This window comes from Methylobacterium symbioticum (genome assembly GCF_902141845.1).
GTDB lineage: Bacteria > Pseudomonadota > Alphaproteobacteria > Rhizobiales > Beijerinckiaceae > Methylobacterium > Methylobacterium symbioticum.
In genome coordinates, this window is the sequence record NZ_CABFPH010000008.1 from 70,148 (window position 1) to 83,284 (window position 13,137).

Genomic DNA, 13,137 nt, shown 5'->3' on the forward strand with positions numbered 1-13,137 from the left:
TCTGGACGTCCCGGTCATGCCGCCACCACAGCGCGAAAGGCCGCCACATCGACGATCCGCGTCGCCACCGCGTCGCGCACGTCCGCATCGTGGAAGATGCCGAGGATCGCCGCCCCGGCCGCGCGCCGCTCGCGGATCAGCTCGACCACCGCGGCGCGGTTGCGGGCGTCGAGGGAGGCGGTCGGCTCGTCGAGGAGAAGCAGCGGGCGCTCCGCGATCAGGCCCCGGGCGATGTTCACCCGCTGCTGCTCGCCGCCCGAGAAGGTCGCGGGCGGCAGGTCCCAGAGGCGCTCGGGCAGGTCGAGCCGTGCGAGCAGCTCGGCGGCGCGGGTGCGCGCGATCCCGGCATCCAGCCCGGCCTCGAGGCCGGCCGCCTCGACCACCGCGCGGGCGCCGACCCGCGGGATCACCCGCAGGAACTGCGAGACATAGGCGACGACGCGGCGGCGCAGGTCGAGGATCTCGCGCGGCTCGGCCCGGGCGACGTCCACGACGCGCCCGCCGTCGCGGATCCGGATGGCGCCCTGCTCGCAGCGGTAATTGCCGTAGGCCATCTTGAGCAGCGAGGATTTCCCCGTGCCCGAGGCGCCGCCGAGCACGACGCACTCGCCCGCGCGCACCGACAGGGTCGCCCCCGCGATGACGGGCAGCCGGGCGCCGTCGCGCAGGTGCAGGGTGAAGCTCTTGCCCACATCGGCGAAGCTGACGACGGCATCCATCATGCGGCGAGCACCGAGGCGACGAGGAGCTGGGTATAGGGCGCCTGCGGATCGTCGAGGACCTGATCGGTGAGGCCGGTCTCGATCACCCGGCCGCCGCGCATGACGAGGATGCGGTGCGAGAGCAGGCGCGCCACCGCGAGGTCGTGGGTGACGATGATCACGGCGAGGCCGAGCTCAGCCACCAGGCCGCGGATCGTGTCGAGGAGGCGGGCCTGGACGGAGACGTCGAGGCCCGAGGTCGGCTCGTCCATCAGGACGAGGCGGGGGGCGGTGACGAGGTTGCGCGCGATCTGCAGGCGCTGGCGCATGCCGCCGGAGAAGCGGGACGGCGGCTCGTCCACCCGGTCGGCGGCGATCTCGACCCGCGCCAACCAGTCGAGGGCGGTGGCGCGGATGCGGCCGTAATGGCGCTCGCCCACGCCCATCAGCCGCTCGCCGACATTGCCGCCCGCCGAGACCGCCATGCGCAGGCCCAGCGTCGCATCCTGGCGCACGAAGCCCCAATCCGTCCGCATCAGGGCGCGGCGCTCCGCCGGCCCGAGGGCGGCGAGGTCGCGGGCGACGCCGTCCCGCATCCGGTAGGTGACCGAGCCCGCATCGGCGGCGATCTCCCCGGCGATCAGGCCGAGCAGAGTCGACTTGCCCGAGCCCGATTCGCCCACCACCGCCAGCACCTCGCCGGGATGGAGCGCGAAGCCGACGCCGTCGCAGGCGAGGCGGGCGCCGTAGCGTTTCGCCAGGCCCCGCACCTGAAGGAGAGGCCCGCTCATTCCGCCATCTCCCCGGTGTGCCCCTCGGCACGGCGTCCCTCGCAATGGTCGGTGTCCGAGCAGACGAACATCCGCCCGCCCCGGTCGTCGAGCACCACCTCGTCGAGGTAGACCGCTTCCGCCCCGCAGAGGGCGCAGGGACGGTCGAAGCTCTGGATCCGGAAGGGATGGTCCTCGAAATCGAGGCTGCGGACCCGCGTATGGGGCGGCACCGCATAGATGCGCTTCTCGCGCCCCGCCCCGAAGAGCTGGAGCGCCGGGCAGCCGTCCATCTTCGGGTTGTCGAATTTCGGCGTCGGCGAGGGATCCATCACGTAGCGGCCGGCGACCTCGACCGGATAGGCGTAGGTGGTGGCGATGTGGCCGTGGCGCGCGATGTCCTCATAGAGCTTCACATGCATCAGGCCGTACTCGGCGAGCGCATGGAGCTGGCGCGTCTCGGTCTCGCGCGGTTCGAGGAAGCGCAGCGGCTCCGGGATCGGCACCTGGTAGACGAGGATCTGACCCTCGGAGAGCGGCGTCTCCGGAATGCGGTGACGGGTCTGGATCAGCGTCGCCTCGCTGGTGTGCGTGGTGGTGGCCACGCCCGCGGTACGGCCGAAGAAGCGGCGGATCGAGACAGCGTTGGTGGTGTCGTCGGCACCCTGGTCGATCACCTTGAGCACGTCGGAGCGGCCGAGCACCGCCGCCGTGACCTGCACGCCGCCCGTGCCCCAGCCATAGGGCATCGGCATCTCCCGCGATGCGAAGGGCACCTGATAGCCGGGGATGGCGATCGCTTTCAGGATCGCCCGGCGGATCATCCGCTTGGTGCCCTCGTCGAGATAGGCGAAGTTGTAGCCCGGCTCCGGCAGCGGCGCGGCGGCACTCATTCCGCGGCCTCCCGAACCGGCTCGCCGGCCGACGATATTGCCGCCTCGTGCGCGGCGCGCAGGCGCCGCACCAACTCCAGCTCGGCCTGGAAATCGACGTAGTGCGGCAGCTTCAGGTGCTCGACGAAGCCGGTGGCCTGCAGGCTGTCGCAATGGGCGAGCACGAATTCCTGGTCCTGGGCGGGCGCGGAGACGGCCTCGCCCAGCTCCGCCGCCCGCAGCGCGCGGTCGACCAGGGCCATCGCCATGGCCTTGCGCTCGCACTGGCCGAAGACGAGGCCGTAGCCGCGGGTGAATTGCGGCGGTGCCGCGCCGCTGCCGCGGAACTGGTTGAGCATCTGGCACTCGGTCATCGGCACCCGGCCGAGCGGCACGGGGAAGCCGAGCTCCTCCGGCACCATCTCGAGCTCGACCTCGCCGTAGCGGATCTCGCCCACGAAGGGGTGGGTCCGGCCGTATCCGCGCTGGGTCGAGTAGCCGAGCGCCAGCACGAAGCCTTCATCGCCGCGGGCGAGAGCCTGAAGCCGAACCGCGCGGTCGGCCGGGTAGTCCACCGGCTCGCGGGTCAGGTCTCCGACCGGCGCGCCCGCTTCCGGGGGCGAGGGTTCCAGAAGCCCCGCCTCGCCGAGGATGTCGGTGACGCGCGGACAGTGCCCGGCATCCGGGCCGGGCTCGGTCTCGGCCGCCGGTTCCGGCAGCTCGCCCGCGGCGAGCGCGAAATCGATCAGGCGGTGGGTGTAGTCGAAGGTGGGGCCGAGCACCTGGCCGCCCGGCAGATCCTTGAAGGTCGCCGAGACCCGACGGGAGACCGTCATCGCCCCGGTCTCCACCGGCTCGCTCGCTCCGAAGCGCGGCAGGGTGGTGCGGTAGGCGCGCACGAGAAAGACCGCCTCGACCACGTCGCCCCGAGCCTGTTTCAGGGCGAGCGCCGCCAGATCCGGGTCGTGCAGGGAGCCCTCGGTCATCACCCGGTCCACCAGCAGACGCATCTGCTCGCGGATCTGCGCCACCGAGAGGTCGGGCACTGCGGGATCGCCGCGGCGCATCTCGGCGAGCAGCCGGTGGGCGTTGTCGATGGCGGCCTCGCCGCCCTTCGCCGCCACGTACATGGCTCAGGCCTCCGCCGCTTCTCGGAGCCGCGCCGAGCGCGGCAGGCCCGCGATGCGACCGGGCGCGACGAGGAGGATGTCGAGCCCGCGCGGGAACAGGGCGTGGTTCGCCGCGAGGCGGGCCGACCAGTCGGCCGGCAGCGGCGCCGCCTCAAGGTAGGCCAGGTCGCGGATGCCCGGCCCCGAGAAGGCGAGGCCGCGCCGATCCGTGAGGTGGTCCACCGCCAGGATCAGCGTCGCCGAACCGTCCGGATAGTCCGGCGTGCCCTGCGCGAAGGCCACGAAATCCGGACAGGCGGCCGGATCGGCGATCAGAGCGAAAGCGGCCTCGCCGGCCGCCGCGACGAGGGGCGCACCGGTGTGGAAGCGCAGATAGGCCGCGACCTCCGGGACGGCCGCGAGCGGCGCGTCGAGCCAGATCGGGGTGTCGGCATCGCAGAGCGCCAGCGCGAGGCCGGCGAGTTCCGCGGTCAACGGCTCCGGTGGCGTCAGCGCCGGCGCCAGCGCCTGGATGCACGCCGGCCGGCTCAGCGCGTCCATCGCGGCGCGGAACACCGCCTGCGCCGCGTGGACCGGATCCCGGAAGCCGGCTCGGAGCGCCATCATGCGTCCCCCCGGGCCAGGGTGAAGAAGCTCACGCGGGTCGCGGCGACCCGCCGGGCGCGGGCCTCGTCCTCGCGCTGCCGCCGCTCGGCGAGTGCTGCCAAAGCCGCCTCGATCGCCGCCCGGCGCTCCGGATTCTGCCAATGGGCGTCGAGGATCGCGGCGAGCCGGGCGCGCGGCCGGTCGCGCCCGAGATGGTAGGCGAAGCCGGTCTCGCCGCCGGGAAGGCGCACGGCTGCGCGGGTCACCGTCGCCTCGCCGAGGTTGAAAGCGCGCCCGTCCCCGCCGATCCGGCCGCGGGCCATGACGAGACCGGTTTCCGGGGCGCGCAGATCCTCGGCCTCCGCCGGGAGGCCGGCGCGGCGGAGCGCATCCTCCAGCTCGGCGCGCGTGGCGCTGCCGGCGAGCGCCATGGCCGCGCGGCGGGCCGCGACCTCTGGCGCGAACGGCTCGGGTGGTGTTTCGCTGCTCGGCATCGTGCTGCGATCCTCACTTGTCTAGATGTATAGACAAATGTGCGACCGGCCGCAAGGACGACCGCGACCCGACATGGCCGAGACACACGACATCCCGGTGACGCCCTCCGACGCCCTCCTGCGGCGCGGCGAGGGCTTGGCCGCGTGGCGGCAGATCGCGGATACGCTCGCCGAGGAGATCGGCCGCGGCGCCCTGGCCGCCGGCAGCCAGATCCCGACCGAGGCGGCGCTCTCGGGACGATTCGGCGTGAACCGGCATACGGTGCGCCGCGCGCTCGCGGCGCTCGCCGAGCGGGGATTGGTGCGGGCCACGCAGGGCCGCGGCACCTTCGTGGAGCAGGCTCCCCTTCCCTACCCGATCGGCCCACGCACGCGGTTCTCCGAGACGGTGTCGCGGGCGGGCCGCGAGGCCTGGGGCGATCTCCTCGCGAGCCGGGTCCTGCCAGCCGATGCCGAGACGGCCGAGGCGCTCGGGCTCGCGCCGGGTGCGCCGGTGATCGAGATGCTGACCCGCCACCGCGCGGACGACACGCCGCTCTCGACGGCGCGCACCTGCCTGCCGCTGCCGCGCTTCGCGGGATTCGAGGCGGCCTATGGCCGGCTCGGCTCGATCACCCGCGCCTTCGCCGATTTCGGCGTGGACGACTACACCCGGCTGTCCACGCGGGTGGGGGCCCGCGCGGCGAGCGCCGAGGAGGCGATCCGGCTCGACGTCGCGCCCGGCCGCCCCCTCCTCACCGTGACCAGCGTGAATATCGATGGCCAGGGGATGCGCATCCAGGCGACCCAGAGCCTGTTCTCGGCCGATCGGGTCGAGCTGATCCTGGAGTGACCGGTCCGGGAGGAGGCCGGGGCTCCGCCCCGGCGCCCCGCCAAGGGGGCGACCCCTTTGGAATCCCGGAATTTCAGCGCGGCTCGCCGCCGATCAGGGCGCGGCGCAGGCGCCCCGACACCGCGTCGATCAGCGCGACCGTGACGAGGACCATCAGGACGAGGAAGGCGACCTGCTGCAGTTCGAGCACCCGGATCAGTTCGGTCAGGTACTGGCCGATGCCGCCCGCCCCGACGATGCCGATGATCGTCGCCGAGCGCGTGTTCGATTCGAAGAAGTAGAGCACCTGGCTGCCGAGCACCGGCAGCACCGCCGGCACCAGGCCGAAGCGGATCCGGTGGAGGGCGCCGCCTCCCGAGGCGGTCACGCCCTCCGCGGCCTTGCGATCGACGGTCTCCACCGCCTCCGAGAACAGCTTGCCGAGCGCCCCGAGATCGGCGCAGGCGATGGCGAGCGCCCCGGCGAAGGGGCCGAGCCCGACCACGTTGATCCAGATCAGCGCCCAGATCAGCACGTCGACGGAGCGCATCACGTCGAGGGCGCGCCGGACCGCGAAATGAAGGACGGGGTTCGGCACCACGTTGCGCGCGGCCAGGAACGCCACGGGCAGGGCGAGACAGGCCGCCGTGAGCGTGCCGAGGAAGGCGATGCCGAGGGTTTCGGCAAGCGCGCGCAGGAAATCCGCGAGATGCCCCTCGGGCGAGGGCGGCAGCATCAGAAGCGCGAACTCGCCGAGGCGCCCGAGCCCGTTCAGGATGCGGGCGGCCGAGAAGTCGAGGCGCACCATGGCGAAGGCGGCGAGCGCCAGCACGGCGCCGAGTCCACCGAGCCCGGTCAGGCGCGCGGCCCAGGCGACGCGGAAGGCCTGCGGGTAGCGCGCCTTCAGGGCCGCGAGGTCGGGCGCCTCCCTCATCGCGCCTGCTCCAGCCCGATCAGGTGGTGGCGCAGCCGCTCGGTGCCGAGGTCGATCAGCACCACCGTCGCGATGATCATCAGGAGGATCGCGCTCACATCCGTGTAGTAGAAGTTGCGGATGGCCACGAGCAGCTCCTGCCCGATCCCGCCGGCCCCGACGAAGCCCATCACGCCCGCGCCGCGCACGTTGATCTCGAAGCGCAGCAGACCGTAGGAGGCGAAGTTCGACAGGACCTGGGGCAGCACCGCGAAGCGGATCGCCTCGACCCGGCTGGCACCGGCGGCGGTCAGCCCCTCGACGGGCTTCATGTCGATGTTCTCGACCACCTCGGAGAACAGCTTGCCCAGCGCCCCGGCGGTGTGGATCGCCAGCGCCATCACGCCGACCATCGGCCCGAGCCCGAAGGCGATCACGAAGATCAGCGCGAACACCACCTCCGGCACGGTGCGGAAGATCTCGAGGGCGCGTCGCGTCAGGACGCAACCGAACCGGCTGCGGGCGAGGTTCGCGGCGGCACCGAAGCAGAGCAGGAAGGCCGCCAGCCCGCCGAGCAGCGTGCCGAGATAGGCCATCAGCAGGGTCTCGCCGAGCAGCGCGGCCCATTTCGGCAGGCCCCAGTACCATTCGGCGAGGTCGCCGCCGAGATTGGCGATGGTCAGAGGGGGCAGGATCCGGCCGAGATAGGCGGTGAATCCGCCGAGATTGGCGAGCAGCACCAGCGGCCGCACCTCGGCCGCGAAGCCCGCGGCCACCGCCAGGACGGCGATGGCCGCGAGCGTCAGGATCGTCCGCCGCCGCGTGGCCGCGACCGCGCGGGCGTAGGACGCCTCCAGCGCCGCGCCGCGCTCGGCCGCGAGCGGGACGATCCGCGTGTCCATGGTCCGGGCCAGGGCAGGCGGATCAGGACTTGCGGCGCTGGTCGTCGTTGAACTTCAGCATCTCGATGATCGGCTGGTAGTCCTTCAGCGTCACTGGGGTGAGGTCGAGGTCCTTGCCGTCCGAGAGCCGGTCGAAGGCGGCCTTGTCGGCCTTCGGCAGGGCGGTGAAGGCCGCGCGGATCCTGGCCTTCAGGTCGTCGGGCAGGCTCGCCAGCACGGCGAAGGGGCCCTCGGGCAGGAACTCGGACTTGAACACCACCCGGAAGTCGGACTGGCTGAGCGGCGTGCCGTCGGGCTTCTTCAGCATGCCCTTGGTGGCCATGCGGGTGACGACGCTGTCGGTCTCGGAGTTCCACAGGTTGGCCGCGGCGTCCGCGGTGCCCTGGACGAGGGCGAGGACGGCGTTCTCGTGGCTGCCGGCATAGACCGTCTTGCCGAAGTGCTTGTCGACCTCGTGGCCGGCCTTCTGGAGGAAGAAGCGCGGCGCCTGGTTGCCCGAGGTCGAGTTCGGGTCGACGAGGGCGAGGTTCTTGCCCTTCAGGTCCTCGATCGTCGTGTAGGGGCTGTCGGCGCGCACGTAGATCACCGAGTAATAGCCCGAGGCGCCGTTGTTGTGCTTCTGGTTGACCACCGGCTCGGCCTTCACGCCCGTCATCACCGCGCGGGCGAAGGAGGCGGGGCCGTAGAAGGCGATCTGGATGTTGCCGGCGCGCTGGCCCTCGATCACCGCCGCGTAGTCGTTGGCGACGCGCAGCTTCACCGGAACGCCGAGCGTCCGGGACAGGTAGGCGGTGAGCGGCGCGTAGCGGTCGGTGGTGCCGGTGGCGTTCTCGACCGGGATCACGCCGAGGGTCAGCTCCGGATAGGCCGCCTTCCAGTCCTGTGCAGTGGCGGGTGCGGTCAGGGCGAGCGCCGCGAGGGCGCCGGCGAGGGTGCGGCGGGTCAGCATCGTCAGTCTCCGGTGGAAAGGCCGCGTTCAGGCGACCAGGGCGGCGGCCGTGGCCAGGGGCCGGTCGGACGGGGTCTGCCGGTCCATCACCTCGCCGGCCTCGAGGCCGTAGAGGCGCTGGGCCACGTCCTCGGTGAGGTCGAAGGCACGGCCGTCGAACACCACGCGTCCGTCGGCGAGGCCGATCAGGCGGTCGCAATAGGCGCGGGCGAGGTCGAGCGAGTGGAGGTTGCACAGCACCGTGATGCCGAGGCGCTTGTTGGCGTCGGCCAGGGCGTCCATCACCAGCTTGGTGTTGCGCGGATCGAGGGAGGCGACCGGCTCGTCGGCCAGGATCAGGTCCGGCTCCTGCACCAGGGCGCGGGCGATGGCGACGCGCTGCTGCTGGCCGCCGGAGAGCTGGTCGGCCCGGTTGCCGGCGAAGGCGCCCATGTCGAAGCCCTCAAGGGCGGCCAGAGCCAGCGCCCGCTCCTGCGGCGACCAGAGCTTGAGAAGGGCGCGGTGGCTCGGCGTGCGGCTGAGCCGGCCCATGAGCACGTTGGTCAGCACGTCGAGCCGGCCGACGAGGTTGAACTGTTGAAAGATCATGGCGCATCGCGCGCGCCAGCGCCGCAGCGCCCGTCCGCGCAGGGCGGTGACGTCGGTGCCCTCGAACAGGATCCGGCCGTCGCTGGGCTCGGCCAGCCGGTTGAGCATGCGCAGAAAGGTCGATTTGCCGGCGCCCGAGCGGCCGATCACCCCGACGAAGCTTCCGCGCTCGATCCGCAGGGAGATGCGGTCGACCGCGTGGCGGTTGCCGTAGCGGCGTGTGAGATCCTCGACGACCAGCATGCCTTCATCCGTCGCGAACGGGCCCGTGATGCGCCGGAATCCGCGACGGTAGGATGACACCGACCGGGATCGACGGCCGGCGGCCTGCTCAGCCGGAGAACGGGACCCGCAGGATCTCCCGGAACGGTCCGCGTCCCGCCTGCCGCAGCAGGGTGAGGGCATCGATCACGAGATCGGAGCCCGCGAAGGCCCGCGACAGGCGGCCGTGCCAGCTCTCCTGCGCCTCTGGCGTGAGCGGCCCCAACAGGGTCATGTGGAAGCGGAAGGCCTCGAACACGTCCGGATAGCCCCAGCGTTCGAGCAGGGCGCGGCGGCGCGGATCGAGCCGCGCCGGGCGGCGCTTCGATCGCTCGGCCTCGCTCAAGGGCGCGCGGAACGGATCGAGCGCGGCGACGCACTCGGCTGCGAGCAGGGCGAGCGCCGGAGGTGCCGCCTCCGGGACCAGGGCGAGGTAGGCGCCGAGGCGCGCGACCCGGAGCGGGCCCGCCCGCAGCGGCGCCCGATGCGCGGCCAGCAACCGGCAGGATGCGGCGAGGTCGGCTTCGGTGACGCCCGGCGCGAGACGCATCGGCGCCTTGAGGGTGGCGTGGAACCCGTAGATCCGCGGCCCCGCGCTCAGCGCCGCGAGCGCGGCGGCCTCGTCCGGCGCCAGCCCCGGCAGCGTCCCGCCGAGGACGGAATCGCCGAACCGGGCGAGGTCCGATCCCGCGGGCGGCGTGAAATACAGCGCGTAGCGGATCGGGGCGTCGGTCTCGGTCATGGTCAGGATCCGCTCCTCCCTGCGCTGCGGGGCCGCGGACGATCCACTGATCCGGCGGTCCCGTCGAGCGTTTCCCGACAGCAACCCGACCGCATGACACCGTGACGACGGAGAGCCAGGAATGACGACCGAAGGTGCGACCGCGAGCGACAGCCCGCTGATCAAGGGGCGCAACGCCCGGCTCTACGGCAAGTCGCGAGAGAGCTGCCCCTATGCCGAGGGCACGCAGGACCGCGCGGGCTGGCTCGAGGGGTTCGACGGCGCGAGCACGCCCGAGGCCGAGCAGGACGCGGGCACCGTGGACGACGTCGCCAAAGGCTGACGCAGCCCTATCCGGCCAGGATCAGACGTGCCCCGGCACTCTCCAGCACCCGCCGCTGGCCTTCGGCCGCGGCGGTATCGGTGACGAGCGTCCAGGCGCTCGGCAGGGGGGCCCAGGCGGTCTGCTCGGCGCGGCCGAGCTTGGTCGAATCGGCGAGGACCACGACCTCCCGCGCCTGCTGCATCATCAGCGACTTCAGCACGACCTGATCGAGGCTCGCCTCGCAGAGGCCCCGTCCGGCGGCGACTCCGTCGGCGCTGAGCACGACGCGATCCGCCGTCATCCGCCGCATGGCCTCGACGGCGAGCGGGCCCACGGTGCTCATGCTGGTCGCCCGCAGGGCACCGCCGAGCACGACGAGGTCGAGTCCCGGCGCTTCCGCGAGGAAGGGCAGGAGCGCGAGGTTGTTGGTGACGATGCGCAGGCGCCGGCCCGGCAGCAGTTGTCCGAAGGCCGCGACCGTGGAGCCGGCATCGAGGATCAGGGTCTCGCCGTCCCGGATCAGGTCGAGAGCCGCGCGGGCGATCGCCCGCTTCTCGGGTCCGTTCACGGCCATCCGCTCGGCCAGCGTGCTCTCGGCCGGCCGGCTCGCCAGGATCGCGCCGCCATAAGTGCGGTGCACGGCGCTCGTGGCGGAGAGATGCTGCAGGTCGCGGCGCACCGTCGAGGCCGAGACCTCGAAGCGCCGCGCGAACTCGTCCACGTCGATCTCGCCGACGCGCAATGCCTCCAAGAGAAGCGCCCGGCGCTCCTTGCTGCGCGTCGACATCACTGGCCCCCCGAACGCCCGAAGACCGTCATGCCGCAGGGCGGAGCCGTTGGCCAGGAACTCTGTCCGGCCCCGGCCTCGCCGTCAGGCCGCCTGCTTCGGGGCGAGATCGACCGCCTGCCGCAGAGCCTCCACGAGGCTGCGCTCGTCCGCGACGCCGGTGCCGGCGATGTCGAAGGCGGTGCCGTGATCGACCGAGGTGCGGATCACCGGCAGGCCGACCGTGATGTTCACGCCCGCCTCGAGGCCGAGCACCTTGATCGGGCCGTGGCCCTGATCGTGGTACATCGCCACCACCATGTCGTAATCGCCCCGGCCGGCGAGGAAGAACAGGGTGTCGGCCGGCAGCGGGCCGCGCACGTCCCAGCCCCTGGCCCGGCAGGCCTCGACGGCGGGCGTGATCTTCTCCGCCTCCTCGCCATGCCCGAACAGGCCGTTCTCGCCCGCATGCGGGTTGATGGCGCAGACGCCGATCTTGGGATCGGCGATGCCGGCCCGCACCAGAACCGCGTGCCCGCGCGCGATCACCCGCTCGACCAGGCCCGGCTCGATCTTCGCGATGGCGTCGATCAGGCCGATATGAGTCGTCACATGGATCACCCGGAGCTTGGGCGAGACCAGCATCATCGAGACCTCGGGCGTGCCCGTCAGATGCGCGAGGAGCTCGGTGTGGCCGGGGAACTTGTGGCCGGCGGCGTGCAGCGCCTCCTTGGAGAGGGGCGCCGTGCAGATGCCCTGGGCGAGACCCGCCTGGACCACCTGCACCGCGGTCTCGATGAAGCGGTAGGCCGCCTCGCCGGCGACGGGCGAGACCTGTCCGAAGGGCAGGCCGTCGGGCACGCAAGCGAGATCGAGGCACTGGACGGCCCCCGACGTGAAGTCGGCGGCACCGGCCTCGGTCAGCGCGTCGACCGGGGTGTCGGCGCCGACGACCCGGCCGGCCTGGCGCAGGCGGCCGGCATCACCGATCACGAGGGGCCTGCACAAGGCGTGCACCTCCGGCTGCGCCAGCGCCTTCATGATGATCTCGGGGCCGATGCCGGCCGGATCGCCCATGGTGATCGCGATGGTCGGACGGGTCATGCGAAGCTTCCCTCGGTTCTGACGGCGCGCAGGCGCTCGCCGATGCGGATCAGGCTGTCCGCGTCGCCGAAGGCGCCGGCCTTGGTGGCGATGGGGATGGAGAGACGGCCGAGCGTCAGGCCGAGCGAGACGCCGGGCTCGATCTCGTCGACCAGGCGGATCCCGCTGACGCCGAAGCGCGCGAGGAGCGCCGCGGCGGTCTCGCCGCCCGTCGCCGCCAGGGCACCGATCCTCGGGCCGAGCGGCTCCAGCGCGTCGGCGAGGCCGCGAACGAGGCGGGGTCCGAGGGTCATGTCGAGCAGGGCCTCATCCACCGCGATCTCGACGAGCGCGTCGTCGCCTGCCTCCAGCACCGCGGCCGCGCGGGCGGCCAGGGCCGCCCGGCCCTCGGCATCGCCGAGCAGGGTCTCGGGCTGCACGGGGAGATGCACGACGCGCTCGCGCGCGGCAAACTTCCGCGCGGCCGAGCGGGAGGCCTTGGCCAGCGAACCGACCACGATCAGCGTGCCGTGCCCGCAGGGTGCGATCGTCGGCGGCGGGGCCTCGCCTGCGCCTTCGGCACCCGCGAGGGCGTGGGCGAGGCCCGCGCTTCCGATGAAGAAGGGGATCCGTGGGAGGGCGAGGCTCGCCTGCGCGATCCGCTCAAGATCCGCATCGCTTTCGGCATCGCAGATCGCGACCCCGCGTCCGCGCTCTGCGATCCTTGCGAGGGATGCGGCGAGGTCGGGACCGCGCACCGTCTCGAGCGCCACTGTCTCGGAGGCGATCCCGGCCGAGGCCAGGATCGCGGCGAGATCGGCACTCGGATAGGTATGATCGCGCTGCCAGACCTCCGCCTCTTCCAGCGGCGCGCCGTTCACGCGGATGCGGCCCGCGACCGTCGTGCGGCCGGTCGCCGGGAAGGCCGGAGCGAAGATTCCGAAGGCGGCTCCGTCGCGGGCCCGCAGGACGGCGATCGTCGCAGCCGTCTCGGCGGCGGGCTGGCCGCGCAGGGTCGAGTCGATCTTCTTGAACAGCGCCCGGTCCGGCTCGAGGAGCCGCCCGAGCGCCGCCGCGTGCGCCTCGGCGGCGGCGCCGGCCGCGAGGCCGCGGCTGTCGGCATCGTAGGACAGGACCGGCACGGGCTCGGCGGTGCCGCCCTCCCCCCAGATCACCGAGGCGGCACGGCCCCGCCGCCCGAAGGCGATGGCGCAATCGGCCGCGCCGGTGAGGTCGTCGGCCAGGATGAGCCAGCGCGCCGGCATC

General features: G+C 72.7%; 16 protein-coding genes. 2 read left to right on the forward strand and 14 right to left on the reverse strand.

Annotated elements, in window-relative coordinates; all coding sequences use genetic code 11:
* Window positions 1-14: 14 nt before the first annotated feature.
* The 6 genes from phnL to phnG are packed head-to-tail and all read right to left on the reverse strand — an operon-like array spanning window position 15 to window position 4,552.
* Entirely contained in the window at window positions 15-719 is a 705-nt protein-coding gene (phnL, locus tag MET9862_RS04880; protein ID WP_142582013.1) for a phosphonate C-P lyase system protein PhnL, read from the reverse strand.
* A complete protein-coding gene (phnK, locus tag MET9862_RS04885) occupies window positions 719-1,492 on the reverse strand; it encodes a phosphonate C-P lyase system protein PhnK (RefSeq protein ID WP_142581980.1) in 774 nt (257 codons plus the stop codon). The genes phnL and phnK overlap by 1 nt, the downstream gene beginning before the upstream one ends.
* Window positions 1,489-2,364: an alpha-D-ribose 1-methylphosphonate 5-phosphate C-P-lyase PhnJ gene (locus MET9862_RS04890; RefSeq protein ID WP_142581981.1), complete on the reverse strand. Its 876-nt coding sequence runs from the start codon at window positions 2,362-2,364 to the stop codon at window positions 1,489-1,491. Before MET9862_RS04890 ends, phnK begins: the two co-directional genes overlap by 4 nt.
* A complete protein-coding gene (locus MET9862_RS04895) occupies window positions 2,361-3,473 on the reverse strand; it encodes a carbon-phosphorus lyase complex subunit (protein WP_142581982.1) in 1,113 nt (370 codons plus the stop codon). The genes MET9862_RS04890 and MET9862_RS04895 overlap by 4 nt, the downstream gene beginning before the upstream one ends.
* A gap of 3 nt (window positions 3,474-3,476) precedes the next feature.
* Entirely contained in the window at window positions 3,477-4,076 is a 600-nt protein-coding gene (gene phnH / locus MET9862_RS04900; RefSeq protein WP_142581983.1) for a phosphonate C-P lyase system protein PhnH, read from the reverse strand.
* Window positions 4,076-4,552 carry a phosphonate C-P lyase system protein PhnG gene (gene phnG / locus MET9862_RS04905; RefSeq protein WP_142581984.1) on the reverse strand — a complete coding sequence of 159 codons (477 nt, stop codon included), beginning with the start codon at window positions 4,550-4,552 and terminating at the stop codon, window positions 4,076-4,078. Before phnG ends, phnH begins: the two co-directional genes overlap by 1 nt.
* A 73-nt stretch (window positions 4,553-4,625) precedes the next feature.
* Between phnG and phnF the strand changes: the two genes are divergently transcribed.
* Window positions 4,626-5,384: a phosphonate metabolism transcriptional regulator PhnF gene (gene phnF, locus MET9862_RS04910; protein WP_142581985.1), complete on the forward strand. Its 759-nt coding sequence runs from the start codon at window positions 4,626-4,628 to the stop codon at window positions 5,382-5,384.
* A gap of 73 nt (window positions 5,385-5,457) precedes the next feature.
* On the opposite strand, the gene phnE (MET9862_RS04915) is transcribed toward phnF, so the two are convergent.
* The 5 genes from phnE (MET9862_RS04915) to MET9862_RS04935 form a co-directional block, all read right to left on the reverse strand.
* Entirely contained in the window at window positions 5,458-6,297 is an 840-nt protein-coding gene (phnE, locus tag MET9862_RS04915) for a phosphonate ABC transporter, permease protein PhnE (protein WP_142581986.1), read from the reverse strand.
* Window positions 6,294-7,178: a phosphonate ABC transporter, permease protein PhnE gene (gene phnE, locus MET9862_RS04920; protein WP_142581987.1), complete on the reverse strand. Its 885-nt coding sequence runs from the start codon at window positions 7,176-7,178 to the stop codon at window positions 6,294-6,296. Before phnE (MET9862_RS04920) ends, phnE (MET9862_RS04915) begins: the two co-directional genes overlap by 4 nt.
* Before the next feature lie 22 nt (window positions 7,179-7,200).
* A complete protein-coding gene (gene phnD / locus MET9862_RS04925) occupies window positions 7,201-8,127 on the reverse strand; it encodes a phosphonate ABC transporter substrate-binding protein (RefSeq protein WP_142581988.1) in 927 nt (308 codons plus the stop codon).
* 27 nt (window positions 8,128-8,154) lie between these two features.
* The gene (phnC, locus tag MET9862_RS04930) at window positions 8,155-8,958 is read right to left on the reverse strand and encodes a phosphonate ABC transporter ATP-binding protein (RefSeq protein WP_142581989.1); all 804 of its coding nucleotides are present in this window, start codon (window positions 8,956-8,958) and stop codon (window positions 8,155-8,157) included.
* A gap of 88 nt (window positions 8,959-9,046) precedes the next feature.
* The gene (locus tag MET9862_RS04935; RefSeq protein WP_185156749.1) at window positions 9,047-9,718 is read right to left on the reverse strand and encodes a DUF1045 domain-containing protein; all 672 of its coding nucleotides are present in this window, start codon (window positions 9,716-9,718) and stop codon (window positions 9,047-9,049) included.
* A gap of 121 nt (window positions 9,719-9,839) precedes the next feature.
* On the opposite strand from MET9862_RS04935, the gene MET9862_RS04940 reads away from it, so the two are divergent.
* On the forward strand, window positions 9,840-10,040 hold the full coding sequence (locus MET9862_RS04940) for a ribosome modulation factor (RefSeq protein ID WP_142581990.1): 201 nt from the start codon (window positions 9,840-9,842) through the stop codon (window positions 10,038-10,040).
* 7 nt (window positions 10,041-10,047) lie between these two features.
* Here MET9862_RS04940 and MET9862_RS04945 read toward each other — a convergent pair whose 3' ends face one another.
* The 3 genes from MET9862_RS04945 to MET9862_RS04955 form a co-directional block, all read right to left on the reverse strand.
* Window positions 10,048-10,809 (reverse strand): DeoR/GlpR family DNA-binding transcription regulator, encoded by a 762-nt coding sequence (locus tag MET9862_RS04945; RefSeq protein ID WP_142581991.1) that lies wholly within the window; start codon window positions 10,807-10,809, stop codon window positions 10,048-10,050.
* Between the two features lie 84 nt (window positions 10,810-10,893).
* On the reverse strand, window positions 10,894-11,892 hold the full coding sequence (gene pdxA / locus MET9862_RS04950; protein WP_142581992.1) for a 4-hydroxythreonine-4-phosphate dehydrogenase PdxA: 999 nt from the start codon (window positions 11,890-11,892) through the stop codon (window positions 10,894-10,896).
* Window positions 11,889-13,136 carry a four-carbon acid sugar kinase family protein gene (locus MET9862_RS04955; protein WP_142581993.1) on the reverse strand — a complete coding sequence of 416 codons (1,248 nt, stop codon included), beginning with the start codon at window positions 13,134-13,136 and terminating at the stop codon, window positions 11,889-11,891. The genes pdxA and MET9862_RS04955 overlap by 4 nt, the downstream gene beginning before the upstream one ends.
* Window position 13,137: the final 1 nt, after the last annotated feature.

Excerpts from the sequence above, each read along its gene's own strand:
- phnK (WP_142581980.1), bottom strand. The coding sequence starts at position 1,492 with ATGAGCGGGCCTCTCCTTCAGGTGCGGGGCCTGGCGAAACGCTACGGC.
- phnE (WP_142581986.1), bottom strand. The coding sequence starts at position 6,297 with ATGAGGGAGGCGCCCGACCTCGCGGCCCTGAAGGCGCGCTACCCGCAG.
- MET9862_RS04945 (WP_142581991.1), bottom strand. The coding sequence starts at position 10,809 with ATGTCGACGCGCAGCAAGGAGCGCCGGGCGCTTCTCTTGGAGGCATTG.
- MET9862_RS04895 (WP_142581982.1), bottom strand. The coding sequence starts at position 3,473 with ATGTACGTGGCGGCGAAGGGCGGCGAGGCCGCCATCGACAACGCCCAC.
- phnD (WP_142581988.1), bottom strand. The coding sequence starts at position 8,127 with ATGCTGACCCGCCGCACCCTCGCCGGCGCCCTCGCGGCGCTCGCCCTG.
- phnG (WP_142581984.1), bottom strand. The coding sequence starts at position 4,552 with ATGCCGAGCAGCGAAACACCACCCGAGCCGTTCGCGCCAGAGGTCGCG.
- phnL (WP_142582013.1), bottom strand. The coding sequence starts at position 719 with ATGGATGCCGTCGTCAGCTTCGCCGATGTGGGCAAGAGCTTCACCCTG.
- phnC (WP_142581989.1), bottom strand. The coding sequence starts at position 8,958 with ATGCTGGTCGTCGAGGATCTCACACGCCGCTACGGCAACCGCCACGCG.
- MET9862_RS04940 (WP_142581990.1), top strand. The coding sequence starts at position 9,840 with ATGACGACCGAAGGTGCGACCGCGAGCGACAGCCCGCTGATCAAGGGG.
- pdxA (WP_142581992.1), bottom strand. The coding sequence starts at position 11,892 with ATGACCCGTCCGACCATCGCGATCACCATGGGCGATCCGGCCGGCATC.
- MET9862_RS04935 (WP_185156749.1), bottom strand. The coding sequence starts at position 9,718 with ATGACCGAGACCGACGCCCCGATCCGCTACGCGCTGTATTTCACGCCG.
- phnF (WP_142581985.1), top strand. The coding sequence starts at position 4,626 with ATGGCCGAGACACACGACATCCCGGTGACGCCCTCCGACGCCCTCCTG.
- phnE (WP_142581987.1), bottom strand. The coding sequence starts at position 7,178 with ATGGACACGCGGATCGTCCCGCTCGCGGCCGAGCGCGGCGCGGCGCTG.
- phnH (WP_142581983.1), bottom strand. The coding sequence starts at position 4,076 with ATGGCGCTCCGAGCCGGCTTCCGGGATCCGGTCCACGCGGCGCAGGCG.
- MET9862_RS04890 (WP_142581981.1), bottom strand. The coding sequence starts at position 2,364 with ATGAGTGCCGCCGCGCCGCTGCCGGAGCCGGGCTACAACTTCGCCTAT.
- MET9862_RS04955 (WP_142581993.1), bottom strand. The coding sequence starts at position 13,136 with ATGCCGGCGCGCTGGCTCATCCTGGCCGACGACCTCACCGGCGCGGCC.